At 74.5% G+C, this 23,325-nt stretch carries 21 protein-coding genes; 5 read left to right on the top strand and 16 right to left on the bottom strand.

The genetic code is table 11. The features are described 5' to 3' along the window. Window positions 1-26 precede the first annotated feature (26 nt). The 4 genes from N555_RS0116755 to N555_RS26120 form a co-directional block, all read right to left on the bottom strand. Window positions 27-557 (bottom strand): DUF6912 family protein, encoded by a 531-nt coding sequence (locus tag N555_RS0116755; RefSeq protein WP_231502891.1) that lies wholly within the window; start codon window positions 555-557, stop codon window positions 27-29. A gap of 63 nt (window positions 558-620) precedes the next feature. Beyond that, on the bottom strand, window positions 621-2,003 hold the full coding sequence (locus N555_RS0116750; RefSeq protein WP_029432651.1) for a WS/DGAT/MGAT family O-acyltransferase: 1,383 nt from the start codon (window positions 2,001-2,003) through the stop codon (window positions 621-623). Window positions 2,004-2,083: 80 nt separating this feature from the next. Then, the gene (locus N555_RS0116745) at window positions 2,084-3,391 is read right to left on the bottom strand and encodes an AAA family ATPase (protein WP_029432650.1); all 1,308 of its coding nucleotides are present in this window, start codon (window positions 3,389-3,391) and stop codon (window positions 2,084-2,086) included. Beyond that, window positions 3,391-4,104, bottom strand: coding sequence for an SAF domain-containing protein (locus tag N555_RS26120; RefSeq protein WP_051684167.1), 714 nt, complete (start codon window positions 4,102-4,104; stop codon window positions 3,391-3,393). Before N555_RS26120 ends, N555_RS0116745 begins: the two co-directional genes overlap by 1 nt. Before the next feature lie 268 nt (window positions 4,105-4,372). On the opposite strand from N555_RS26120, the gene N555_RS0116735 reads away from it, so the two are divergent. Next, the gene (locus tag N555_RS0116735; RefSeq protein WP_029432648.1) at window positions 4,373-4,624 is read left to right on the top strand and encodes a helix-turn-helix domain-containing protein; all 252 of its coding nucleotides are present in this window, start codon (window positions 4,373-4,375) and stop codon (window positions 4,622-4,624) included. Here the strand turns inward: N555_RS0116735 and N555_RS0116730 are convergent. Beyond that, window positions 4,621-5,190: a hypothetical protein gene (locus tag N555_RS0116730; protein WP_029432647.1), complete on the bottom strand. Its 570-nt coding sequence runs from the start codon at window positions 5,188-5,190 to the stop codon at window positions 4,621-4,623. The two genes, N555_RS0116735 and N555_RS0116730, sit on opposite strands and share 4 nt — an antisense overlap. Before the next feature lie 83 nt (window positions 5,191-5,273). Here N555_RS0116730 and N555_RS26975 point away from each other — a divergent pair, with 83 nt between their 5' ends. Together N555_RS26975 and N555_RS0116720 are read left to right on the top strand one after the other, a co-directional pair. Further along, entirely contained in the window at window positions 5,274-5,996 is a 723-nt protein-coding gene (locus N555_RS26975; RefSeq protein ID WP_029432646.1) for a LysM peptidoglycan-binding domain-containing protein, read from the top strand. Continuing rightward, the gene (locus N555_RS0116720) at window positions 5,993-6,538 is read left to right on the top strand and encodes an Rv3235 family protein (RefSeq protein ID WP_029432645.1); all 546 of its coding nucleotides are present in this window, start codon (window positions 5,993-5,995) and stop codon (window positions 6,536-6,538) included. Before N555_RS26975 ends, N555_RS0116720 begins: the two co-directional genes overlap by 4 nt. Before the next feature lie 63 nt (window positions 6,539-6,601). On the opposite strand, the gene secA is transcribed toward N555_RS0116720, so the two are convergent. After that, the gene (secA, locus tag N555_RS0116715) at window positions 6,602-9,640 is read right to left on the bottom strand and encodes a preprotein translocase subunit SecA (RefSeq protein ID WP_029432644.1); all 3,039 of its coding nucleotides are present in this window, start codon (window positions 9,638-9,640) and stop codon (window positions 6,602-6,604) included. Window positions 9,641-9,699: 59 nt separating this feature from the next. Here secA and N555_RS0116710 point away from each other — a divergent pair, with 59 nt between their 5' ends. Beyond that, window positions 9,700-10,092 (top strand): pyridoxamine 5'-phosphate oxidase family protein, encoded by a 393-nt coding sequence (locus N555_RS0116710; RefSeq protein WP_034511192.1) that lies wholly within the window; start codon window positions 9,700-9,702, stop codon window positions 10,090-10,092. 2 nt (window positions 10,093-10,094) lie between these two features. Next, on the top strand, window positions 10,095-10,655 hold the full coding sequence (locus N555_RS0116705; protein ID WP_051684165.1) for a GNAT family N-acetyltransferase: 561 nt from the start codon (window positions 10,095-10,097) through the stop codon (window positions 10,653-10,655). Between the two features lie 53 nt (window positions 10,656-10,708). Here N555_RS0116705 and hpf read toward each other — a convergent pair whose 3' ends face one another. The 10 genes from hpf to N555_RS0116655 all read right to left on the bottom strand — a co-directional run bounded on the left by hpf (window position 10,709) and on the right by N555_RS0116655 (window position 23,285). Beyond that, the gene (gene hpf, locus N555_RS0116700) at window positions 10,709-11,404 is read right to left on the bottom strand and encodes a ribosome hibernation-promoting factor, HPF/YfiA family (RefSeq protein WP_029432641.1); all 696 of its coding nucleotides are present in this window, start codon (window positions 11,402-11,404) and stop codon (window positions 10,709-10,711) included. Window positions 11,405-11,498: 94 nt separating this feature from the next. Beyond that, on the bottom strand, window positions 11,499-12,263 hold the full coding sequence (locus N555_RS0116695) for a ComF family protein (RefSeq protein WP_231502888.1): 765 nt from the start codon (window positions 12,261-12,263) through the stop codon (window positions 11,499-11,501). 63 nt (window positions 12,264-12,326) lie between these two features. After that, the gene (locus N555_RS0116690; RefSeq protein WP_029432639.1) at window positions 12,327-14,069 is read right to left on the bottom strand and encodes an LpqB family beta-propeller domain-containing protein; all 1,743 of its coding nucleotides are present in this window, start codon (window positions 14,067-14,069) and stop codon (window positions 12,327-12,329) included. After that, the gene (mtrB, locus tag N555_RS0116685; RefSeq protein ID WP_029432638.1) at window positions 14,066-15,793 is read right to left on the bottom strand and encodes an MtrAB system histidine kinase MtrB; all 1,728 of its coding nucleotides are present in this window, start codon (window positions 15,791-15,793) and stop codon (window positions 14,066-14,068) included. Before mtrB ends, N555_RS0116690 begins: the two co-directional genes overlap by 4 nt. Window positions 15,794-15,803: 10 nt before the next feature. After that, window positions 15,804-16,511 (bottom strand): MtrAB system response regulator MtrA, encoded by a 708-nt coding sequence (gene mtrA, locus N555_RS0116680; RefSeq protein WP_029432637.1) that lies wholly within the window; start codon window positions 16,509-16,511, stop codon window positions 15,804-15,806. Between the two features lie 115 nt (window positions 16,512-16,626). Continuing rightward, entirely contained in the window at window positions 16,627-18,123 is a 1,497-nt protein-coding gene (ahcY, locus tag N555_RS0116675; RefSeq protein WP_029432636.1) for an adenosylhomocysteinase, read from the bottom strand. Window positions 18,124-18,269: 146 nt separating this feature from the next. Continuing rightward, complete coding sequence (locus N555_RS0116670; protein ID WP_029432635.1) at window positions 18,270-19,148, bottom strand: GmrSD restriction endonuclease domain-containing protein; 879 nt, start codon at window positions 19,146-19,148, stop codon at window positions 18,270-18,272. A 74-nt stretch (window positions 19,149-19,222) separates the two neighbouring features. After that, window positions 19,223-20,407, bottom strand: a complete 1,185-nt coding sequence (manA, locus tag N555_RS0116665; protein ID WP_029432634.1) for a mannose-6-phosphate isomerase, class I — start codon at window positions 20,405-20,407, stop codon at window positions 19,223-19,225. Window positions 20,408-20,497: 90 nt separating this feature from the next. After that, on the bottom strand, window positions 20,498-22,291 hold the full coding sequence (locus tag N555_RS0116660; RefSeq protein WP_034511189.1) for a glycerol-3-phosphate dehydrogenase/oxidase: 1,794 nt from the start codon (window positions 22,289-22,291) through the stop codon (window positions 20,498-20,500). Between the two features lie 46 nt (window positions 22,292-22,337). Next, complete coding sequence (locus N555_RS0116655; RefSeq protein ID WP_029432632.1) at window positions 22,338-23,285, bottom strand: DUF808 domain-containing protein; 948 nt, start codon at window positions 23,283-23,285, stop codon at window positions 22,338-22,340. Window positions 23,286-23,325: the final 40 nt, after the last annotated feature.

Below are 23,325 nucleotides of genomic sequence, written 5' to 3'. Positions count from 1 at the left end.
CCGGGAGCGCCCGAGCGGCGACGGGGTCAGAGCAGGTCGAGCAGCGGCCCGACCTCCTGCGTGGCGTACCAGGCCAGCTCGTGTCCCTCGGCCTGGTCGACGACGAACTGCGCGTCGTCGCTCCCGAGATCGGCCTCGAGGACCACATTGACCGCGGCGCGGACGTCCTCCTCCGCGTCGGAGCCGTCCACGTGGACGCTCGCCACGTCCTTCCGGTCGATGTCCGCGGCCACCCGCACCGCGCCCGCCTCGATGTGCGGCTCGTCGAGCGAGGTCACCGCCGCGTCGGGCACGTCGGCGGCGATCACCGCCCGGCGGCGTGGTGCCAGGGGGTCGTTGTCGAGCAGGCGGAGGCTCGCGCGGGCCGCGGCCAGCAGCGCCGCGTACTCCAGTTCCTCGGTGTCGGCCCCGGCGTCGCTCACCGCGTAGTGCTGGCGCAGGACGTCCGTCACGGCGAAGGCCGTGTGCGGCCCGGGCAGTCGCCCCTCGTCCACGAGCGTCCGCAGGACCGTCGTCGTCGCGGGCAGGTACACGCGCACCCGGGTCGCTCCCTCCATCGGTTGGACGACGACGTTAGCCCGGCCGGGCGGCCGTCCATTCCCGGCGCAGGGCCGGCACCCTCACCGGGAGGCCTCGACCAGCTCGGCCAGCTCCTGCTCGATGAGGTCGGCGAGCAGGTCGACGTCGCCGACGGTGTCGCGATCGGCGTTCAGGCAGACGTAGACCCGGCCGTCATAGCTGGTCATGCCGATGGACAGGCCCTGCCCGCGGACCAGGGGGACGACGGGGAACACCTCGAGCATCCGCGCGCCGGCCGCGTAGAGCGGCTGCTGCGGACCGGGCACGTTGGTGATGACCAGGTTGAACATCCGCCGCGACAGTCCCTTGGCCGCGCGGGCGCCGAGCGCGTGCAGCGTCGGCGGGGCGAAGCCGGTCAGGGCGATCAACGTGTCGGCGCCGACCGACCGGCCCGATCGCGCGACACCGCGCATGGCGTAGCTCAACCGCGCCAGGCGGACCCGGGGGTTGGGCTCCCCGACCGGCAGGTCGACCAGATAGCTCGCGACCCGGTTGCCCGGAGCCTCCTGCTCGTCGCCCTGCACCGACACCGGCACCAGGGCCCGCACGGACGTCGAGGCCACGACCGCCGCCCCCCGGGACAGCAGCCAGTCCCGCAGCGCACCCGTCACGACGGTCAGCAGGACGTCGTTCACGGTGCCGCCGTGCGCGCGCCGCACGGCCTTGAGGTCGTCGAGGTCGGCGCGCGCCACCGCGACGCGGCGCTGCCGGCTCCGGGCGGCGTTGAGCGGGCTGTTCGGCGCCGGGAAGACCGCCGACCGAGCCGCCCGGACGAAGCCCGACGCCGCACCACCCAGTCGCGCCGCCGTGGCCCGCACGTCGGTCACGGCCTGGCCGAGGCTCTCCACCGCCGCCGACGGCCGCTGCACGTACTCGCTCACGGCCGCGCGCAGCAGTTCGACCCCGCTGGGCAGCCGGCGGGGTCGCCAGGGCTCGACCTCCGGCGCCGTCGCGTCCGGCGACGGGTCGAGCAGCACCTGCGCGATGTCCACCGCCCCGAGGCCGTCGACCAGGGCGGGATGGGTCTTCGTGATGACTGCGATCCGCCCGCCGGACAGACCCTCCACGAGGTAGAGCTCCCACAGCGGCCGCCGTCGGTCCAGCGGGCGGGAGGTGAGCCGCGAGACGAGGTCGAGGAGCTGGACCTCGGTGCCCGGCCGTGGAAGCGCCGACTGCCGGACGTGGTAGCTCACGTCGAAGTCGGGGTCGTCGGCCCACACCGGGTCGGCGAGCCGGCCCGGCACCTCCAGGACCCGCTGCCGGTACCGCGGCACCAGCGGCAGTCGCGCCTCGACCAGGCCGGCGATCGCGTCCAGCCCACCGGCCGGCGGCTCGAGGAGCAGGACCCCGCTGACGTGCATCGGGGCGTCGGACTCCTCCAGGTAGAGGAACGACGCATCGATGGTCGTCAGGCGCTCCAGCATCGGCTCTCCCTCGGTCCGGCGGCCCCGTTGCTCACCGGCACGGCCGGTCCTGCGTCCATCCTGCTGTCCGGCCGACGGTCTCACCCGGCGGTGCGGCTCGATCGGAACCGGCGCCAGCTCAGGCTGCGGCGCGACGCCTGCGCGGACACGCCGGTGACCTGTGCGGCCAGGGCCCGGAGAGCCTCGCGCAACGGCGACGCCGGCGCGACCTCGGCGAGAGTGCGGCCCGAGGCGAGAGCGGCGTCGGTCGCCCGCCGGTCGGCCGGCAGGAAGGCGTCGACGCCGCGACCGGTGAAGCGCTCCAGGGCCTCGGCCACCTCGCGGTGCGGGTCCCCGGGCACCGGCCCCCGTCGCACCTGGTTGACCACCAGGAGCGGCTCGACGTCCGGCAGCGCGTCGCGCAGGTCACCCAGAGCCCGGATGCACCGCTGCAGTGCCACCGGGTCGGCGCCACCGACGCAGACCACCACGTCGGCTGTCTCGAGGACGGCGAGGGTGGCGCCGTTGCGCCGGGGTGCCGCCGTGTCGAAGGACAGCTCCTCGTCCTCCTCGAGGCTGAACCCGCAGTCCACGACGGTCAGCGGAGTCAGCCGGCGCGCCTCCTCGAGCACCTGCACCACCGCCGAGGGGCGCAGCTCCGGCCACCGGTCGGCCCGCGCGAGACCGGTCAGGACCCCCAGACCGGGGCGGACCTCCCAGGACAGCAGCCGGAGCGCGGCCTCGTCGAGGGTGCCCGCGGCCGCACGTCGCGCCGCCGCCGCCAGCCCGGGCGACTCGTCGAGCAGCCCCAGCACCTGGGCCACGACCCCGCCGTACACGTCCGCGTCGACCAGCAGCGTCTCCACGCCCAGCCGGGCCGCCTCGTCGGCCAGTCCCACCGCCACGGTGGTCCGGCCCGGCGCGCCCGTGGGTCCCCAGACGGCGACGACGATGCCCGGACCCTCCGCCCGCTCGCCCTCCGGCTGGTCCCGGTGCGGCCCGGGGAGGGCGGCCCGCGGATCGGCCATGTCCCGGCCCGCCGGCGGACCACCCGCCACGGCCTCGCGCAGCGCCCGGGCGATCTCCTCGGGCCCGGCGTCCGCCGGGAGCACCCGCAGGACACCCCACGCCTGCATCCGGCCGGCGGCACCCTCGTCCCCGGGCTCGACCAGCCCGACGACCGCGACCCCGGCAGCCGCCAGCCGGGCCACCGCGCTCCCGTCCAGCCGGCGCAGGTCGGCGGACAGCAGCGCGGCCTGCCCCGTCCCCGTCGCGGCGGCCGCGAGCAGTTCGCCCACGTCGACACAGCGACGGACGACGGTCACCCCGTGGTCGGCCCGATCGAGCGCGCCCACGAGCGCCGACTCCCAGGCGGCGCCGGTGACCGCGGTGAAGACCTGCAGCGCCATCAGCCCGTGGGCCCCGCGACACCCGGCGGCGTGGCGACCGACGGCACCGTCCCCGCAGCGGGCACCGTCCCCGCCGACGGCGCAGCGACGTCGACCGAGTCGTGCACGACCACCACCAGCGGCCGGCCGCCGACGGAGGCGAGGACAGCCGCGGCGTCGTCGGCCCCGACGGAGACGACCACCTGCACGGTGGTCGCGGCGCTGGACAGCACGCCGTCGGTCCGGCCGGTGACCGCCTGCACCGGGGCGCCCAGGACGACCGGGGTGACCGCCCCGTCGGCCACGCCGGTGGCGCCCGCAGCGGCGTCCGCCACCGCGTAGACGTCCACGATCTGACCGCGCGCCAGACCCGGCGGCACCCAGCCGGCCTGCACCGGCAGCGCCAGGCGCCTCAGCTCGGGGACGTCCTCGAGGACCGAGCCCGGCAGCAGCTCGCCCGCGCCCACCGCCCGGGCGAGGGTGCGGCCCTCCGGCCGGGTGCTGGTGGACAGGTACCGCCCCGCGGCGTCGTCCAGCCGGACGTCGACCGCGACGAGGTCCCCGCCGGAGAGCAGGGTCCCGGCCGCGAGGTCGCCCGACGCCGCCCAGACCGGCACCGTGGTGTCCGCAGCGCCCACCACCCGGGCGCCCAGCAGCACCGACACGAGCACGAGCAGCACCCCGAGCACCAGCCGCAGGTCCAGCCAGCGCGGCGGGCGCACCCGACGGGGCACCGGTCCGCGCGTCGGCCCGGCCGACGGCGGAGCGGGGCGTGCCGGCGGAGGTGCCGTCCGGACATCGGTCACCGGCGTCGACTCCGTTCACCGTCGGCGGTGCGACCCGCCTGGTCCCTCGCCGCCGGGATCCCGACGGTCGGACGCAGATGATGCGGTACGAGCGCGTTCCCGCGCATCGGTTGTCCACACGTTCGGGTGTGGACGGTGCCACGAGGACATCCGGGAGGCTGACAGACTGACGCCGACCCCGGATGAGAGACCGCCGATGCCCACACCGCGCTTCCTGACCCTCGCCGACGTGGCGGAGATCCTGAACGTCTCCTGGCGGCAGGTGTACGCGCTCGTCCGCCGCAAGGAGCTCGTCGCGATCCAGATCGGCGGCCGCGGGCAGTGGCGCGTCGAGGTCGACGAACTCGAGCGGTTCATCCAGCAGCGGTACGCCGAGGCCCGCGCCGGCGACGTCCCGGAGCTGGACCCGGAGACCGACGCCTCCCCTGCGGGGGTCGAGGGCGCCTAGTCCAGCCCGGGGGTGAGCCGTCGCACCGCGACGACGGCGTCGATGGCCACGGCCCGCACCCCCCGCACCACACCTTCGCGCCGGAACTCGCCGGGCGCGTGCTCGGCGAGCTCGAGGAAGTCCGCGCCCACCCGGTCGACGGTGCCGGTGACCGCTCCACCGTCGTCGAGCAGCACCTGCACCGGGCTGCGGTCGCGCGCGAGCCCGCGCAGCGCCCACCGCAGGTCCAGCCGCTGAGCCACCTCGCGCTCGTCCGGTACCGCGGTGGTCCGCTCCAGACCCGCCACCGCACGGACCGCGGCGAGCGCGACGAGCACCTCCCGGCTCCCGGCCGCCTCGACCAGCAGGACCCACCCGGATCCGGACTCGGCCAGCACGCCCCGGAGCTCGGCTCCGCCTCCGCACCGCAGGACGAGCTCCCGGCCGACCGCTCCACCGATGCGGTCCGCCAGGCGGATCCCGCCGAACTCCAGCCGTGCCCGCGAGGCGTCCTCCGCCCGCTCGGCCGCGACCTCCTCGGCCTCCATCTCCGCCTGCAGATCGGCGAACAACCGCTGCCACCGCACGGCCGGAGCGTACCTCTGTACACATCCCTTGCGTTTGGTGACGTTTGCTTGCTCTAGTACACGAGACGACGCGAGGAGGAACGATGTCGCTGCGACGGCTGTTCGCCACCACCGCCGCCATGGCGGTCACGGCGGCGCTGCTGGCGAGCCTGGATGCCGATCTGCCGGGGCCCGGGGCCCTGGCCCATCCGCAGGCCGTCGCAGACGCGGTCGGGCCGGACCAGCTCGTGGCCGGGCTGGCCGCTCTGCTGGCCTGGGTCGCCTGGGGCTGGGGTGCGCTCGGCCTGCTCCTCACCGCGCTCTCCGCTGCACCCGGAGTACTCGGCGCAACGGCCCGGCTGACCGGCCGGCTGGTCCTCCCGGCGAGCACCCGCCGGGCGGCCGCGGTCGCCCTGGGCCTGGGCCTGACCGTGGCCGGGCCCGGCCTGGTCGGCTGCTCCACCGCGACCGAACCCGCCGCCAGGATCCAGTCGCTGCCCCTCGCCCCGCCCGTCCCCGACTGGCCGGCCGCCGCGCCACCCGCGACCTCGCCACCGTCGGCATCCGGCGACGACCCTGTCCCCGACTGGCCGTCCGGCGACCACGTCGTCGTCCGCGGGGAGTGCCTGTGGGACATCGCCGCGGCCGACCTCCGGGCCCGGACCGGGAGCGACCCCGGCGACGACGACGTGGCCCGGGCCGTCGACGCCTGGTGGGCCGCCAACGCCGACGTCATCGGACCCGATCCCGACCTGCTGCTCCCCGGCCAGGTGCTGCGCGCACCGGTCCTCCCCGTCCCGCCCAGCGAGAGCGAGCTCCCCGGATGACCGCGCCACCGTCCTCCGCACCCGTCCCCGGTGTCCCGCTGCGGACGTTCCGGCTGACCGTCGTCCCGACGCCGCAGCCCCCGCTCGGCGACGAGCCGCTCACCGCCCTGGTACGGCACGGCATCGCACCGCCGCGGCCCCGGTACCGGCCCGGGCCGCGTCCGCGCGAGGCGCACCGGCGGGCGGCCGACTTCGGCCCGACGTGGTCGGCACGCAGCGACCTGCCCGACCCCGCGCTGGCCGGACGGCGGCTGCTCCTGCTCGTCCTGGAGGGCCTCGCGGGTCTGCGCCCCCTGTCGCAGGTGCAGCCCATGACCGCCCCGAACCTCTACGCCGGCCTGGCCCACCGCCGCCCACCGGCCTGGTGCGCGGGCGGCGGCACCGCGCCGGTGCTGCTCGGGCCGGTGCGCGTCTGCGAGCCGGTGGACGGCGTCGCCGAGATCAGCGTCGTGGCGCGGCGGTCGGGCCGGGCGCACGCCGTCGCCGCGCGCCTCGAGGGCATCGACGGCCGCTGGCGGTGCACCGCCCTCCAGATCGGCTGACCCGGAGACGACCGCGCCCCCGCCGGCACGGGGCCGGCGGGGGCGCGATCGGATCGGGCAGCGCTACTTCGAGGCGCCGTGGCAGAACTTGTACTTCTTGCCCGAGCCGCAGGGGCACGGGGAGTTGCGGGCCGGCTCCTTGTTACCGCTGACCGTCGCGGTCTTCGCCGCCTTCGCCGCGCCGCCCTCCTTGGGAGAGGCGTCGAGGCTGGGCGCCGAGTAGGTCAGGTTCTCCTGGCGGCGCGGCTCGTCGAGACCCTTGACGGCCAGCTGGGGGCCGGTGCCCGAGGTGGTCGGCTCCTCGACGGGGGCAGGGGTCACGGCACGGGCAACGGGCGCCGTCTTCTTGCCCGGGCCGGCACCGGCACTGCGGCGCGCCGTGGGCGCCGCCTTCGTGGGCGTCGTCGAAGCGGACCTCCCGGGCGCGGTGCCGACCGGGGCCCCGGCGGGCGCGGTGCCCGCGCCGTTGCCGTTGCCGTTGCCGTTCGCCGCGGCGGCGGCTGCCTGCTGACGGGCCAGGACACGGGCGGTGCCCTCCTGGGCGGCGGCGAGCGCCTTGGCCTCGGCCTCGGCCTGCTTGGCCTGGGCCTCGGCCTCCTGCTCCTCCTTGGTCTTGACCTCGAGGTTGAACAGGAAGCCGACGGACTCCTCCTTGATCCCGTCGAGCATCGCGTTGAACATGTCGAAGCCCTCGCGCTGGTACTCCACGACCGGGTCGCGGTTGGCCATCGCGCGCAGGTGGATGCCGGCCCGGAGGTAGTCCATCTCGTAGAGGTGCTCGCGCCACTTGCGGTCGAGCACGCTCAGCAGCACCCGCCGCTCCAGCTCGCGCATCACCTCGGCACCGAGGGTCGTCTCGCGCTCCTCGTAGGCGCGGTGCACGTCGTCGAGCAGCTCCTGCTTGAGCGTCTCGGGCGTGAGCGCGGCCTGCTCGCCGTCGGCGACCCGCTCGAGCAGCTCGTCGCGGTCCAGGCCCACCGGGTACAGGGCCTTGAGCCCGGTCCACAGCTGCTCGAGGTCCCAGTCCTCGGCGTACCCGGTCTCGGTGGCGCCGTCGACGTAGGCGCCCACGACGTCGTCCACCATCGTCTTGACCTGCACGTGCAGGTCCTCGCCGTCGAGCACCTTGCGCCGCTCGTCGTAGATGACGGTGCGCTGCCGGTTGAGCACCTCGTCGTACTTGAGGACGTTCTTCCGGATCTCGAAGTTCTGCTGCTCGACCTGGGTCTGCGCCGACAGGATCGCCCGGCTGACCATCTTCGACTCGATCGGCTGGTCGTCGGGGACGCGCAGCGTGTTCATCATCGACTCGAGCATCGGGCCGTTGAAGCGGCGCATCAGGTCGTCACCGAGGGAGAGGTAGAAGCGCGACTCCCCCGGGTCGCCCTGCCGGCCGGAGCGGCCGCGGAGCTGGTTGTCGATGCGGCGGCTCTCGTGCCGCTCGGTGCCGAGCACGTAGAGGCCACCGGCCTCGACGACCTGCTCGTGCTCCTCCTCGACCTGCTTCTTCGCCGCGGCGAGCGCGTCGTCCCAGGCGGCTTCGTACTCCTCCGGGGTCTCCGTCGGGGTCAGGCCGCGGGCGCGCAGGTCCTCGTCGGCGATGAAGTCGGGGCTGCCGCCGAGCTGGATGTCGGTACCGCGACCGGCCATGTTGGTGGCCACGGTGACCGCCCCCAGCCGCCCGGCCTGGGCGACGATGTGCGCCTCCCGGGCGTGGTTCTTGGCGTTGAGGACCTCGTGCGGGATCTGCTTGCGGGTCAGGTACTTCGACAGCAGCTCGGACTTCTCGACGCTCGCGGTGCCCACCAGCACCGGCTGGCCGGCCTCGCTGCGCTCGGCGATGTCCTCGACGACCGCCTCGAGCTTGGCCTTCTCCGTCTTGTAGATGACGTCGGAGCGGTCCATGCGGACCATCGGCCGGTTCGTCGGGATCGGGACGACGCCCAGCTTGTAGGTCTGGGAGAGCTCGGCCGCCTCGGTCTGGGCGGTACCGGTCATCCCCGACAGCTTCTCGTAGAGCCGGAAGTAGTTCTGCAGCGTGATCGTGGCGAGGGTCTGGTTCTCGTCCTTGATCTGCACCTTCTCCTTGGCCTCGATGGCCTGGTGCATGCCCTCGTTGTAGCGCCGGCCCGACAGCACGCGGCCGGTGAACTCGTCGACGATGAGCACCTCGCCGTTGCTGACGATGTACTGCTGGTCGCGGTGGTAGAGCTCCTTGGCCTTCAGCGCGTTGTTCAGGTAGCTGATCAGCGGGGAGTTGACCGCCTCGTAGAGGTTGTCGATGCCGAGCTGGTCCTCGACGAACTCGACGCCCTCCTCGGTGACGGCGACCGTCCGCTTGGACTCCTCCACCTCGTAGTGCTCGTCGCGCCGCATCATCGGCACGATCCGGGCGAACTCCTGGTACCACTTGCCCGCCGACTCGGCCGGACCACTGATGATCAGCGGGGTGCGGGCCTCGTCGATGAGGATCGAGTCGACCTCGTCGACGATCGCGTAGTTGTGCCCGCGCTGGACCAGGTCGCCCTTGCTCCACGCCATGTTGTCGCGCAGGTAGTCGAAGCCGAACTCGTTGTTCGTGCCGTAGGTGATGTCGCAGGCGTACTGCTCGCGCCGGTGCGCCGGCCGCTCGCCGGACAGGATCGTGCCCACCGACAGGCCGAGGAAGCGGTGCACCCGGCCCATCCACTCGGCGTCGCGCTTGGCCAGGTAGTCGTTGACCGTGATGACGTGGACGCCCTCGCCGGTGAGCGCGTTGAGGTACGCCGGCAGGACACCGGTGAGCGTCTTGCCCTCACCGGTGCGCATCTCGGCGATGTTGCCCAGGTGCAGCGCGGCGCCGCCCATGATCTGCACGCGGAAGTGCCGCTGGCCGAGGGTGCGGGTCGCCGCCTCCCGGACCACGGCGAACGCCTCGGGGAGCAGCTCGTCGAGGGACTCCCCGTCGGCGTAGCGCTCCTTGAACTCGTCCGTCTTCGCCTGCAGCTCCGCGTCGGTCAGGTCGACGTAGTCGTCGGCCAGCGACTCGACCGCGTCGGCGATCCTGTTGAGTCGCCGCAGGATCTTGCCCTCACCGGCACGGAGGATTCTCGAGAACACCACGGACCCAGAGTAGGCGGCCCGCCTGGGAGCACCAGCGCCTGCGCGCATACCCTCCGCCGGTGGCAGCAGACCCGCGCACCCTGGGCCCCGACACCCTCACCTTCCTCACCGAGCGGCACCTCGCGACGCTGACGACCCTCCGCGCCGACGGCAGCCCGCACGTCGTCCCGGTCGGGGTCACCTTCGACCCGGAGACAGCCATCGCCCGGGTGATCACGTCGGGCACGTCGGCCAAGGCCCGGCACGTGCGGGAAGGGCAGGGCCGCGTCGCGGTCTGCTCGGTCGACGGCCGCCGGTGGCTGACCCTGGAGGGGACGGCGGTCGTGAAGGACGACGCCGCGTCCGTGGCCGAGGCCGTCGAGCGCTACGCCCGCCGCTACCGGCAGCCGCGGGAGAACCCGGCGCGCGTCGTCATCGAGATCTCGGTCGACCGGGTGCTCGGCAACGCCTGAGGATGGCCGGATGGACCTGGCCGACGTCGGACCTGACCACGGAGGTGGTGCGCACCGAGCGACCGCTGCTGCGGCCCTTCCGGCCCGACGACGAGGACGCCGTCCTCGCCGCCTGCCAGGACCCCGGGATCCAACGCTGGATCACCGTCCTGTCCCTGCCGTACACGCGCGAGCAGGCGCGGGCGTGGGTGTCGGAGCTGGCGCCGGCGGAGCGCGCCGAGGGCCGCGGCATGCCGGTCGCGGTCGAGGCCGACGGCGTCCTGGTCGGCTCGGCAGGGGTGCACGTCCGCGGCGGGCGTCTCGGGCCCGAGATCGGCTACTGGATCGCCGCGGGTGCACGCGGGCGGGGCTACGCCGCGGAGACGGCGCACGCGCTCGCGGAGTGGGCGCTGGGGCTGGGCGCGCCACGGGTCCACCTGGTCGTCGACGTCGCGAACACCGCGTCGCAGGTCACCGCCGGACGCGCCGGTTTCCGGCGCGAGGGCCTGGTGCGCGGCTGCCTCGAGAACCGCGACGGCGGCCGCTCCGACGCCGTGCTCTTCGGTCGGCTGCCCGGCGACTGACGCGGAGTCGCCCGGGGACGGATCGCGTCCCCGGGCGACTCCCGATCAGGACCTCAGAGGTGGGCCGCCACCGGTTCGGCGGGGGCGTGGCTGTGCAGCGCGGCACCGTCGACGGGGACGTCGACCAGCCGGATGAGGCCGTAGTCGTAGGCGTGCCGGCGGTAGACCACCGTGGGCTGCCCGGTGTCGGCGCACTGGAAGAGGAAGAAGTCGTGACCGACCAGCTCCATCTCGTGGAGCGCCTGGTCGACGGTCATCGGCACGGCCGGGTGGTGCTTCTCCCGGACGACGTGGCCGGGCAGGTGCTCGTCGAGCTCGGAGACGAGGGGTGACCCGTCCGGTCCGAGCGCGTCGCCGTCCGCCGGCGCGGTGAGCAGAGGGGCGAGCGGGTCGGCGGTGTTGCCGTTGAGCCGCACGCTGTCGGGGGTGCGCCGGCCGTGGTGCACGCGGCGGCGGTCGGCCGCCCGGCGGAGCCGGTTCTCCAGCTTGGTGCAGGCGAGGTCGAGCGCCCCGTAGAAGTCGGGCGCGCAGGCTTCCGCGCGGACGACCGGGCCCTTGCCCCGCAGGGTGATCTCCACGCGCTGGCAGTTCGCCGACTGGCGTGGGTTCTTCTCGTGGAACAGCTCCACGTCCATCCGGAGCATCTTCAACTTGCCGTCGAAGCGGTCGAGCGAACCGACCTTGTCCTCGACGTGCTGGCGGTAGTGCTCCGGCACGTCGACGTTCCGGCCACGGACAACGATCTCCATGAGACCTCCCGGTAGTACGGGTGTGTGTCCGGTTGAACGCTAGTCGTCCAGCAGGTGTCCCGACAGTCGAGCGGGCGGCCACTCTGGAGCGGGTTCAGCCCGTCCGCGGCGTCCGCGCAGGTGGCCCCGCGGCACCGCGGCGACCGGTGCGCCGCGGCGTCGCGGCGACCACGGCGGCCAGCACCGGCGTGTCGCTCCGGCGTGTCCGGGTGAGCGTCGCGGCGGCCTCGCTGAGCGTCGCTCCGCTGGTCACCACGTCGTCCACCAGGACGAGCAGCGTGCCCGGCGGCGCCGGCCGGGCCGGCCGGACGGTGAACGTGCCGGCCAGGTTCGCCCGCCGCTGGGCAGCCGACAGACCGGCCGAGTCCACGACCCGGCCGGTCCGGGCGAGCAGCCGTCCGGACCCGGCGGGCACCCCGGCGGTCCGCAGCTCGGCGACGGCGGCCCGGGTCAGCTCGGCGACGTGGTCCCGCCCCCGGGCGCGCAGCGCGCTGCGGGTCGCCGGCAGGGGCACCAGCAGCACCGGAGTACCGGGCCCCGCCCCGGGGACACCCGCCCGGACGGCGGCCACCGCCAGCGCCAGCGCCGCACCCAGCGGCCGGGCCAGCTCGGCGCGCCCGTGCTCCTTGAAGGCGTTGACCGCCGGGCGCACCGGCCCGTCGTAGACCGCCGCGGCGACGGTGGGCGGGAAGCCCGCCGGGAACCGCCGCGGCTGCGCCAGGTGCGGCACCGCGAACTCCCCGGCGCAGCCGCGGCACAGCACCGCGCCCGGCACGCCGCAGCCCGCACAGATCCGCGGCAGCACGAGGTCGGCGAGCGCGGCGGCGGTGGCGCGCACCAGCTCCCCGACGGCACGCACGCCGCCAGCCTGCCGTGCCACCGGCCGGCGTCCGGCCGGCGTCCGCAGGTTGTGGACCGTCGGTCAGGCGGGGAAGAACGGCTCCGTGCCCGGCCGCGGCTGCTCGCCGCGCACCAGGGTCACCCAGGTGCCGCCGGACAGCTCCCACATGGTCCCGCCGGCGCCGCCCGTGCCGCCGGCGCTGACCAGGGGCTGCTGGCTCGGTGCGGCGGCGATCGAGGTCGGCTGCCCGGGCAGCCCCGCGGTCGCCACCGGGGTCAGCCCCCAGCCGTCGACACCGAGCGCGTAGGGCGCGATGCCGTCCTGCGGGCCGCCGGAGGCCAGGACCAGCAGCTGGTCGGACGCGCTCCAGGCCACGTCGAGGACGCCGGTCAGCGACGGCGCCACGGGGCGCAGGTCCCGCAGCGTGACCGGCGCGTTCTCCGCGCGGACGACGGTGCCGACGTACAGCTCGTTGCTGTTCACGACCACCGCCGCGCGCACGCCGTCGGGAGACAACTGGAGCACCGACGCAAACCCCAGCGCCCCGAGCGTGGGGGCGTTGACCGGCTGGGGCTGCCCGTCGGCCGGGACGCGCACCACCGCGGTCCCGTCGCGGACGGTCCAGAACTCGTCCCGTGTCGCCGCCACGGTGGGCGCGGTGAAGGCCCCGCCCGGCAGCACCTCGGCGAGGTCGCCCCCGTAGGGGCCCACCACCAGCGCGGTCCGGAAGTCGCGGGAGGTGACCCCGACCATCGCCGACAGCTCCCCCGTCCGCGGATCGGCCGACACGGCGGCGGACTGCAGCCCGTAGGCCCCCTGACCCGCCGGACCCGGCGCGGGCTCGCCGTCGTCCAGGCGCAGCGCGCCGCCGTCCACGTAGTGCCCCACCGCACCCTGCGGTGCCGCCTCCGGGTCGAACTCCGACCAGTCCTCGACGCTCTGCACCGGCGGGACGCCCTCGAGGTTCAGCTCCTCGCCGTCGGAGAGCAGCTCCACCGACGGCGTGCCCGGCAGCTGGGAGAGCGTCCACACCAGTTGCGCCGACAGCAGCGAGAGCTCCGGCGCCGCCAGCTCGGAGATGCCGGTGAGGTCGACCGTGACCGACAGCCCGGACACGGTGACCTTCCGGATCAGCCCGGCGTCGCCGAGGAGGTTCTGCACCCCGGCCTCCAGCGCCGGGGACGGACCGGCGATCAGCCGGTCGACCAGCGTCGTCGGCTGGGCGTCGCCGCGGATCACGTAGCGCGGGTCGGGCACCACCCGCTGCTGCGTCGGGTCGATGAAGAAGACGGCCCGCTCGTCGTAGAGCCGCTCGAAGTCCGGCTCCAGCATCACCAGGCCCTCGGGCGGGTCGCTGATCCGCCACTCCCCGCCGACCTGTTCGAGAGGGAACTCGTGGCTGAACCGCTCCTCCGTCCCGATGCTGAACACCCCGCGCGGGTCGACGGTGCCGAGCAGGTCCGCGGTGACCCGGACCGTCGCGCTGCCCTCCGACCCCGTTCCCTCGGTCACCGTGGCGTAGTCGGCCCCGATGACCGTGATGCCCGTCTCGTCGGACCACGCGTCCTTCGCCGCCGGCGTGAGGAACTCGCGAGCCACCGGGTGCTGGCGCGCCGTGCTCGCCGCCGCGTCGATGAAGCGGCGCACGATCTCCTCGGGGCTGGCGCCCTCCTCGGGGCCGATCGGCTCCAGGCCCTCGACCTCGGAGGAGCGGTCCGGTTCCTGGGTGATCTGCACCGTGGCGGAGCTGCCGGGCACGGTCGAGCAGCCGGCCAGGGCCAGCAGCAGCGCGACGAACGCGGCGCAGGCCGGACGCCGCGTCACGGCGCAGTCCCCGGACGGCGGACGATGGCCGGCCGCAGCGGGAGGGGTGAGCTGGTCAGTTCCGCTCCCGAGGTGACTGGCAGGGTCAGCCGGAACTGGGCGCCCAGACCCGGCGCTCCCCACACCTGCAGCCACCCGCCGTGCAGCCGTGCGTCCTCGAGGCTGATCGACAGGCCGAGACCGCTGCCGCCGACGGTCCGCACCCGGGAGGGGTCCGCCCGCCAGAACCGGTCGAACACGTGCTGGGCCTCGGCCGGGCTGAGCCCCACGCCGAGGTCGCGGACGGTGACGGCGACGGCGACCCGGTTGGCCGCCCAGGTGATCTCCACCGGCCGGCCGGAGCCGTGCTCGATGGCGTTGCCGATCAGGTTGCGGAGGATGCGCTGCACCCGGCGCGGGTCGACCTCGGCGATGACCGGCTGCTGGGGGCCGGCGACCCGCAGCTCGCAGCCGTGCCGGGCCGCCAGTGCCGAGAAGTCGCCCACCACCCGCTGCACCAGGGCGCCGACGTCGGTGGGTTCCCAGTCGAGCACCGCGGCGCCGGCGTCGTACCGGCTGATCTCCAGCAGGTCGGTCAGCAGACCCTCGAACCGGTCGAGCTCCTCGTGCAGCAGCTCCGCCGACCGGGCCACGTGCGGCTCGAACTCCTCCCGGGACTCGTGCAGCACCTCCGCGGCCATCTGCACGGTCGTCAGCGGGGTGCGCAGCTCGTGGCTGACGTCGGAGGTGAACCGCTGCTGCAGCTGCGAGAGCCCCTCCAGCTGGGTGATCTGGCGCTGCAGGCTGTCGGCCATCGCGTTGAAGCTCGTCGCGAGGCGGGCGAGGTCGTCCTCCCCCCGCACCGTCATCCGCTGCTCGAGATCGCCCTCGGCCAGCCGCTGCGCGATGCCGGCCGCACGCCGGACCGGGTCGACCACCAGCCGGGTCACCAGCACCCCGATCCCGACGACGAACAGCGTCAGCGCGATCCCGCTGATGATCACGGTGCTGCGGATCAGCGAGAGGCTCTCCTCCTCCTGCTGGAGGGGGAAGGCGTAGTAGAGCTCGATCCGTTCGGTCCCGGCCGCGTCGCTCGTCACCGGGGCGCCGATGAGCAGCGCGGGACTGCGCTCCCCCTCCCCGTCGGGGACGAGGGCGTACTGGGAGAACTGGCCACCGGAGTCGACGCCGGCGCGCAGGTCCACCGGCAGCGCCAGGAACACCCCGCGGCGACCGGCGATCACCTCGTCGTCGCCGGTGCGGTAGACGACGACCACCTCGAAGTCGCCCGCCGAGCCGGCGCGGGTCTGCAACTGCTGGACGGTGCGGTCCAGCGTCGTCCGCACGCTCGCGGCGTCGCCGCTGGCGATGCTGCCGACCTCGTCGCGGGCGTAGGTGACCCCGGCCTGGGCCTGGTCGATCGCGGCCTCGCGCTTCACCGACAGCAGCTGGTCACGGATCTGGCTGAACAGGACGAGGCTGACGATCACCACCACGGTGCCGGCCACGACCATCGTGATCGCGCCGATCCGCACGTGCAGCGACGAGCGCCACGCGTGCACCGCGGTCGCGGCGAGCCGGCGCAGCGCCCGCCGTCCGCGGGCCGCCCGAGCCTGGAGCCGGCGGCGCAGCCGTGCCGTCCGGTCCCGGGCCGGCGGGGCAGGCGGAACGGACGGCGCCTCGGGCGCCGGGGCGGCGGGGACGGCGGTGACGGGTGCCTCCGCCGGGACGGGCCGTGCGGTCACCGAGCCCCGATCACGGTGGGCCGGCCTTGTACCCGACCCCGCGCACGGTCAGCACGATCTCGGGGCGCTCGGGGTCTCGCTCGATCTTCGCGCGCAGCCGCTGCACGTGGACGTTGACCAGCCGGGTGTCGGCGGCGTGCCGGTAGCCCCACACCTGCTCCAGCAGCAGCTCGCGGGTGAACACCTGCCGCGGCTTGCGGGCCAGCGCCACGAGGAGGTCGAACTCCAGCGGCGTGAGGGCGATCGGCGTGCCGTCGCGGGTGACCTGGTGGGCCGGGACGTCGATGGCGATGTCGCCGATCGTCAGGTTCTCCGCCTGACCGGTCTCCCCCCGGCGCAGCTGCGCCCGCACGCGGGCCACCAGCTCCACCGGCTTGAAGGGCTTGGTGACGTAGTCGTCGGCCCCGGCCTCCAGGCCCTGGACGACGTCGATGGTGTCGCCCTTCGCGGTCAGCATCACGATGGGGACGCTGGACTGCGTGCGGATGTCCTGGCAGATCTGCAGGCCGTTGCGGCCGGGCAGCATCAGGTCCAGCAGCACGATGTCGGGCCGGGTCTGCTGGAAGACACCCACCGCCCGGTTGCCGTCGGAGACGAAGGCCGGTTCGTAGCCCTCCCGGCGCAGCACGATGCCCAGCATCTCGGCGAGGGCGGCGTCGTCGTCGACGACGAGGACGCGGCCGCGACTGGGCCCGGCAGAGGGTGCGGTGGATGCCACGGGCCCATTCTGCGCTGTTCGGAGCCCGGAACGGCGACACCCGCCCGGTCATTCGACCAGGCGGGTGTCGCGACGTGTCACTCGGCCGGGGTCTCTCCCGGCCGTCGGGTGCCCGTCAGTAGCGGTAGTGGTCGCTCTTGTAGGGGCCCTCGACGGGGACGCCGATGTAGTCGGCCTGGACCTTCGACAGCTCGGTGAGCTTCACGCCGAGGGCGTCCAGGTGCAGCCGCGCCACGTGCTCGTCGAGCTTCTTCGGCAGCACGGTGACGCCGGGGGTCTTGCCCTCGTAGGCGGCGCGGTTGTTCCACAGCTCGATCTGGGCCAGCGTCTGGTTGGAGAACGACGCGCTCATCACGAAGCTGGGGTGCCCGGTGGCGTTGCCCAGGTTCAGCAGCCGGCCCTCCGACAGCACGATGATCGTGTGGCCGTCGGCGAACCGCCACTCGTCGACCTGCGGCTTGATCGTGGTCTTGACGACGCCCGGGGTGCGCGCCAGGCCGGCCATGTCGATCTCGTTGTCGAAGTGACCGATGTTGCCGATGATCGCCTGGTGCTTGGTCGAGGCCAGCTGCTCGGCCGAGATGATGTCCTTGTTGCCGGTCGTGGTGATGATGATGTCGGCCTTGCCGATCACCTCGTCCAGCGTCGTGACCTCGTAGCCGTGCATCGCGGCCTGCAGGGCGCAGATCGGGTCGATCTCGGTGATGATCACGCGGGCGCCCTGGCCGCGGAGCGACTCGGCGCAGCCCTTGCCCACGTCGCCGTAGCCGCAGACCACGGCCACCTTGCCGCCGATCATCACGTCGGTGGCGCGGTTGAGGCCGTCGATCAGCGAGTGCCGGCAGCCGTAGAGGTTGTCGAACTTGCTCTTGGTGACCGAGTCGTTGACGTTGATCGCCGGGAAGAGCAGCCGGCCGTCGCGGGCGAGCTCGTAGAGCCGCATCACGCCGGTGGTGGTCTCCTCGGTGACGCCCTTGATCGTCTTGCCGATGCGGGTCCAGTAGCCGCCGTCCTCGGCGAGCGTGCCGCGGAGGGTCTCGAGGATGACGCCGTACTCCTCGGAGTCGGCCTCGGTGGTGTCGGGTACGACGCCGTCGGCCTCGAAGCGGGTGCCCAGGTGCACGAGCAGCGTGGCGTCGCCGCCGTCGTCGAGCAGCATGTTCGGGCCGACGACCTGACCGCTCTCGTCGCGGAACTCGAACAGGCGCTGGGTGCACCACCAGTACTCGGGCAGCGTCTCGCCCTTCCAGGCGAAGACCGGCACGCCGGCGGGCTCCTCGGGGGTGCCCTCGCCGACGACGATCGCGGCGGCGGCGTGGTCCTGGGTGGAGAAGATGTTGCAGCTGACCCAGCGGACGTCGGCGCCCAGCGCGGTCAGCGTCTCGATGAGGACGGCGGTCTGCACGGTCATGTGCAGCGAGCCGGCGATGCGCGCGCCGGCGAGCGGCTGGGCGTCGCCGTACTCGGCGCGCAGCGACATCAGGCCGGGCATCTCGTGCTCGGCGAGCTGGATCTCCTTGCGGCCGAAGCCGGCCAGGGAGAGGTCGGCGACCTTGTAGTCGGCCTCGCCGGTCGGGGTGGACAGCGTGCGGGTACCAGTGCTGGCGGTCATGTCGCTCCAGGGTGGGTGCCCGGCAGGCTGGCCGGGCGATGCAGTCGGATGCAGGGTCGCTTCGATCCCCGAGAACGGGGAGAGCGAGCATGCCGAGGCTTCGGCGGGGCTCGTGCCGCCGCTCAGTCTACGCGACGGGGGCCTGATCAGCCCTCGCAGCCGACCCCGTCACCGTCGCCGTCGAACGCATCGCTCCAGCCGGGCTCGCCGCGCCGGATCGGCGCGACGCCGGCCGCCCGCACCGCGGCGCAGTCGGGGTAGGTCACCGCGACCGGGTCGGTGGCCGGCGCCGGGACGTCGGGCGCGGGCGCTCCCGAGCCGGGGAGCGGCTCGTCGGGGCACCCGGCGAGGACGCCGGCGATGGCGTCGCGCTCGGCGGTGGTCACCCACAGGCCGTAGTCGAGCTTCACCGCGACCTGCCGGGCCACGTAGGAGCACCGGTAGGAGGTGTTCGGCGGCAGCCAGGTCGCCGCGTCGCCGTCGCTCTTCTGCTGGTTGAGCGGCCCGTCGACGGCGAGCAGGTTCTCCGGGTCGTTGGCGAAGGCGGTCCGGGTGGCCTCGTCCCACCCCTGCGCGCCCTTCTGCCAGGCGTCGGACAGGGCGACGACGTGGTCGATCTGCACGTCGTCGCTGGTGTCCTGCCCGCGGACGAACGGGATCGTCGTCCCCGAGTAGGGGTCGGCCAGGGTCCCCGAGACGACGACGCAGTCGCGGGTGCCGGGCTCGAACGCCTCCCCGGTCAGGTCGCGGGCGAGCACGTCGTTGCGGGTGTCGCAGCCGTTGCGGTCGGTGTCGACCCACCCGGCGCCGAACTGGTCCCGCTCGTACCCGGTGCGGGGCGCGCGGCCCTTCACGGCGAGCTCCCCCAGGGCGGCGAGCGCGGTGTCGGGGCGCGCGGCCTCGATCGCGGCCTCGGCGGTGTCGGCGGTGTCGCTGCCGAACGTCGTCTCGCAGCCGCCGAGCAGGACGAGGGACACCAGGGCGAGGGCTGCGCCCAGCGGAGCAGGACGACGGCGGGGCGGCACCGACCGACGCTACGTCCGCGCCCGGCCCCTCCCGGGACGACACACGGGACGACCGCCGGAGACGAGCGGAGAGCTCAGCGCACGTTGGTGGTGGACCGGTAGAGGACCGCGGGACCGCGGGCGCTCACCGGCTCACCGGCCGGCACGAACGCCGACTCCCCGCGGCGCAGCACCAGTTCCTCGCCGCCGCCCGCCTCGCCGGAGAGGACGGCCTCGCCCTCCGTGCACAGCAGCACCTGCGGCCCGGCCGTGGTGAGGCTGCCCGCCTGGTGGTCGAGCTGGCACCGGGTGAGGTCGAAGTCGTCGACCGGCACCGGGTAGCGCAGGCCGCCGGGGCCGAGCACCGGGTGCATCACCGGCACCCGGCCGTCGGTGAAGTCCAGCACCTCGATCAGCGCCGCCAGGTCGACATGCTTGTGGGTCAGCCCGCCCCGCAGCACGTTGTCCGAGCTGGCCATGACCTCCACGCCGGCGCCGCACAGGTAGGCGTGCAGGTTCCCGGCGGGCAGGAAGATCGCCTCCCCGGGCGCCAGCTTCAGGTGGTTGCACATGAGTGAGATGACGACGCCCGGGTCGCCCGGATAGGCCTCGGCCAGCCGGACGGCCCAGCGGTAGGTGTTGATGAACTCCGGGTCGGCGGCGGCCACGAACTGTCCGGCCCGCCGCGCGACCGCCTCGACGAGGTGGCTGCGCCGCTTGCCCGACAGCGCGATGAGCTGCGGGATGGCCGTCCGCAGACCCCCCCGGGCCAGGGCCGCGATGGTCGGCTTGAGCTCGGGCAGCTGCAGCTTGGCCAGGCAGTGCAGCGACTCCTCGACCGGCCGGAAGCCGCAGAGGGCCTCGAAGGTCGTCAGGGCCAGCAGCAGCTCGGGCTTGTGCCACGGGTCCTTGAACGTGCGGGCCGGGTCGTCCTGCGGGATGCCGGCGGCCTCCTCGGCCGCGTACCCGGCGGTCGCCTGCTCGATCGTGGGATGGGCCTGCAGCGACAGCGGGGTCTCGGCGGCCAGCACCTTCATCAGGAAGGGCAGCCGGTCCCCGAACCGCTCGACCACGCGCGGGCCGAGCATCCGCACCGGGTCCTCGACGATGGCCTTGTCCAGCGGGCGCCCGTCGGCCAGCAGGCTGGGCAGGTCCGGGTGGGCACCCATCCAGAGCTCGGCGTGCGGCAGCTCCGCGGGAGCCGGTCGGCCGAGCAGCTCGGGGATGACGGTGCGGCTACCCCACGGGTAGTGACGGACGTTGCTGGTGAGGTGCCACATCGACGAGGAGGTTACCGGCGAGTCGGGCACCTGAGGTGTGTAGCGCTCGTGATCCCCCCGGCACATCCCCCACCGGGGGTACCGGCGGCCTCAGACGGCGGCGCGCACGTCCTCCGCGCCCAGCCGCGCCGCGTCCGCCGTCCGGTCGTCGGGCATCCGCTGCGACTCCCGCTCGGCGGCGACCCGGGCCTCGTAGTGCGCCACCTCGCGCCCGGTCCGCTCGGCGTCCCAGCCGAGGACCCCCGCCATCAGCTCGGCGACGGCCGGGGCCGACTCCGTTCCCCGGTGCGGCGTGCTGATCGAGACCCGGGTGCGGCGGGTGAGGACGTCGTCCAGGTGCAGCGCACCCTCGGCGGTCACCGCCTGCACCACCTCCGCGGCGAGGTGCGCCGGCGCCCCGGGCAGCGGGCGGGCCAGCGCCGGGTCCGCCGCCGCGAGGGCCAGCACGGCGCCGACCTGGTCACCGTGCCGCTGGAGGAGCCGGCCGACCGTCTCCACGGGCAGGCCGGCGGCGGCGGCGAGATCGGGAGCGGCGTTCCGGACCGCGGCCCAGCGGTGCGCGCCGACCAGCGGCAGGCGCGCCGTCCGGGAGGGGGCCACCCCGGGGAGCCCGGCGGTGGCGGCGTCCACGGCGTCGGCGGCCATGACGCGGTAGGTCGTGTACTTGCCCCCGGCCACCAGCACCAGGCCGGGCGCGGGTGTCACGACGGCGTGCTCGCGGGAGAGCCGGCTGGTCTGGTCGGCCTCGCCGGCCAGCAGCGGCCGCAGGCCGGCGTAGACGCCCACGATCTGGTCGGCGGTCAGCGGCCGCCGCAGCACGCGGTTGACCTGGTCGAGGAGGTAGGCGATGTCCTGGCTGCTGGCCGCGGGGTGGTCGCGGTCCAGCACCCACGGGGTGTCGGTGGTCCCGACGATCCACTGCTCGCCCCACGGGATGACGAACAGCACGCTGGTCGGCGTGCGCAGGATCAGCCCCGGCCGGTGCTCGTCGGGGCCGCCGCCGGTCGCTCCTCCCCCCGCCGTCCCGGCGAACTGCCCACCGTCGATCGCCTCGCGCGGCACGACGAGGTGCACGCCCTTGCTGGCGCGCACCCGGAGGCTGGGCGCGCTGTCGCCCAGCATCTGCCCCACGTCGTCGCTCCACACGCCGGTGGCGGCGATGACGCTGCGGGCCCGCACCACGTAGGAGGACCCGTCGGTCAGGTCGGCCACGCGCACGCCGACCACCGGGGCGCTCTCCCCCGATCCCTCCCGGACCAGGCCGGTCACCCGGGCGCTGGACAGGCAGGCGGCGCCGAACGAGGCGGCGGTCCGCACCACGGCGAGGGTGTGCCGGGCGTCGTCGACCTGGGCGTCCCAGTAGCGGATCGCGCCCCGGACGGACCCGGGCGCCAGCCCGGGGAACTCCGCGAGCGCGGCCCGTCGGGAGAGGTGGCGGTGCGCCGGCACGCCCCGGTCGGCGGTCAGCGCGGCGCCGAGCACGTCGTAGAGCGCCACCCCGGCGCCGTAGTAGGCGCGCTGCCACACCGGCGCGGTCAGCGGCAGCAGGAACGGCAGCGGCCGGACCAGGTGCGGGGCGATCGTCGTCACCAGCCGGGAGCGCTCCTGCAGCGCCTCGTGCACCAGCGGGAACGCCAGCTGCTCCAGGTAGCGCAGCCCGCCGTGGATGAGCTTGCTGGAGCGGCTGGAGGTGCCGGCGGCCCAGTCGCGGGCCTCGAGCAGCCCCACCGACAGGCCGCGGCTGGCGGCGTCCAGCGCGGCGCCGGCGCCGGTGACCCCGCCGCCGATGACCAGGACGTCCACCACCCCGTCGACCAGCCGGGCCCGGTCGGCGCGCCGCCGCTCGGGTGACAGCAGCGTGCGGTCGGTCGCTCCCCGGTCCATGTCCCCCACTGTCCCCGTCGTCCGGCCAGCCGGGCCGGACCCGTCGTCAGTGCGCGGCGTCGTGTGTCGCCGCGCCCTTGCCCCGCAGCCGCTGCACCAGCAGCCAGACGAGCACGATGACCGCGCCGACGAGCAACCCCACCACCGCGCTGCCCAGCGTGTTCACCAGCCAGCCGACGACCCCGCCGGCGGCCTCGTGCGCACGCTCCTCCAGGTGGTGGACGACGTCGTAGGGGCCGTGCCAGCCCAGGTCGTCGGCGCCCACCAGCAGGATGTGCCCGCCCACCCACAGCATCGCGGCGGTGCCGATGACCGCCAGGCCGGTGAGCAGCTTGGGCATCGCCTTGACCAGGCCGCGGCCGACGCCGGCCAGTCCGGAGTTCTCCCGCTGGGACAGGCTCAGCCCGGCGTCGTCCATCTTCACGATCAGCCCGACGACGCCGTAGACCAGCGCGGTGATCGCGAAGGCGACGACGATCAGCGTCACCAGCCGGGCCACGAACGGTTCGTCGGTGACCTCGTTCAGCGAGATGACCATGATCTCGGCGGACAGGATGAAGTCCGTGCGGACGGCGCCGGAGACGATCGTGGCCTCGTCCTTGACCTCCGCGTCGGCGCCGCCGGCCCCGTGGCCGTGGCCGCTGACCTTCTCCCAGATCTTCTCCGCGCCCTCGAACGCCAGGTAACAGCCGCCGACCATGAGCAGCGGGGTCAGCAGGCCCTCGGCGAACTGGCTGAGCAGCATGATCGCCGGGAGGATGAAGAGCAGCTTGTTGCGCAGCGAGCCCTTCGCGATCCGCCAGACGATCGGGATCTCCCGCTCGGCGGCGAGGCCCTGCACGTACTGCGGCGTCACCGCGGTGTCGTCGACGACCACCCCGGCGGCCTTGGCGCTCGCCTTCGCAGCGGCGGCGCCGACGTCGTCGATGGAGGCGGCGGCCGCGCGGGCCAGCGTCGCGACGTCGTCCAACAGGGCTGCCAGTCCACCCGCCACGGGGGTTCCTCCGCTCGCTCGGCACTCGTGTGCCGGTGTC

Origin of the sequence: Blastococcus sp. URHD0036 (assembly GCF_000701365.1) — a bacterium.
Taxonomy (GTDB): domain Bacteria; phylum Actinomycetota; class Actinomycetes; order Mycobacteriales; family Geodermatophilaceae; genus Trujillonella.
The sequence above is the reverse complement of the archived record's forward strand: the minus strand, read 5'-3'. Positions and strand labels throughout refer to the sequence as shown.

Excerpts from the sequence above, each read along its gene's own strand:
- N555_RS0116755 (WP_231502891.1), bottom strand. The coding sequence starts at position 557 with ATGGAGGGAGCGACCCGGGTGCGCGTGTACCTGCCCGCGACGACGACG.
- N555_RS0116750 (WP_029432651.1), bottom strand. The coding sequence starts at position 2,003 with ATGCTGGAGCGCCTGACGACCATCGATGCGTCGTTCCTCTACCTGGAG.
- N555_RS0116745 (WP_029432650.1), bottom strand. The coding sequence starts at position 3,391 with ATGGCGCTGCAGGTCTTCACCGCGGTCACCGGCGCCGCCTGGGAGTCG.
- N555_RS0116735 (WP_029432648.1), top strand. The coding sequence starts at position 4,373 with ATGCCCACACCGCGCTTCCTGACCCTCGCCGACGTGGCGGAGATCCTG.
- N555_RS26975 (WP_029432646.1), top strand. The coding sequence starts at position 5,274 with ATGTCGCTGCGACGGCTGTTCGCCACCACCGCCGCCATGGCGGTCACG.
- N555_RS0116720 (WP_029432645.1), top strand. The coding sequence starts at position 5,993 with ATGACCGCGCCACCGTCCTCCGCACCCGTCCCCGGTGTCCCGCTGCGG.
- N555_RS0116705 (WP_051684165.1), top strand. The coding sequence starts at position 10,095 with ATGGCCGGATGGACCTGGCCGACGTCGGACCTGACCACGGAGGTGGTG.
- hpf (WP_029432641.1), bottom strand. The coding sequence starts at position 11,404 with ATGGAGATCGTTGTCCGTGGCCGGAACGTCGACGTGCCGGAGCACTAC.
- ahcY (WP_029432636.1), bottom strand. The coding sequence starts at position 18,123 with ATGACCGCCAGCACTGGTACCCGCACGCTGTCCACCCCGACCGGCGAG.
- manA (WP_029432634.1), bottom strand. The coding sequence starts at position 20,407 with ATGTGGCACCTCACCAGCAACGTCCGTCACTACCCGTGGGGTAGCCGC.
- N555_RS0116660 (WP_034511189.1), bottom strand. The coding sequence starts at position 22,291 with ATGGACCGGGGAGCGACCGACCGCACGCTGCTGTCACCCGAGCGGCGG.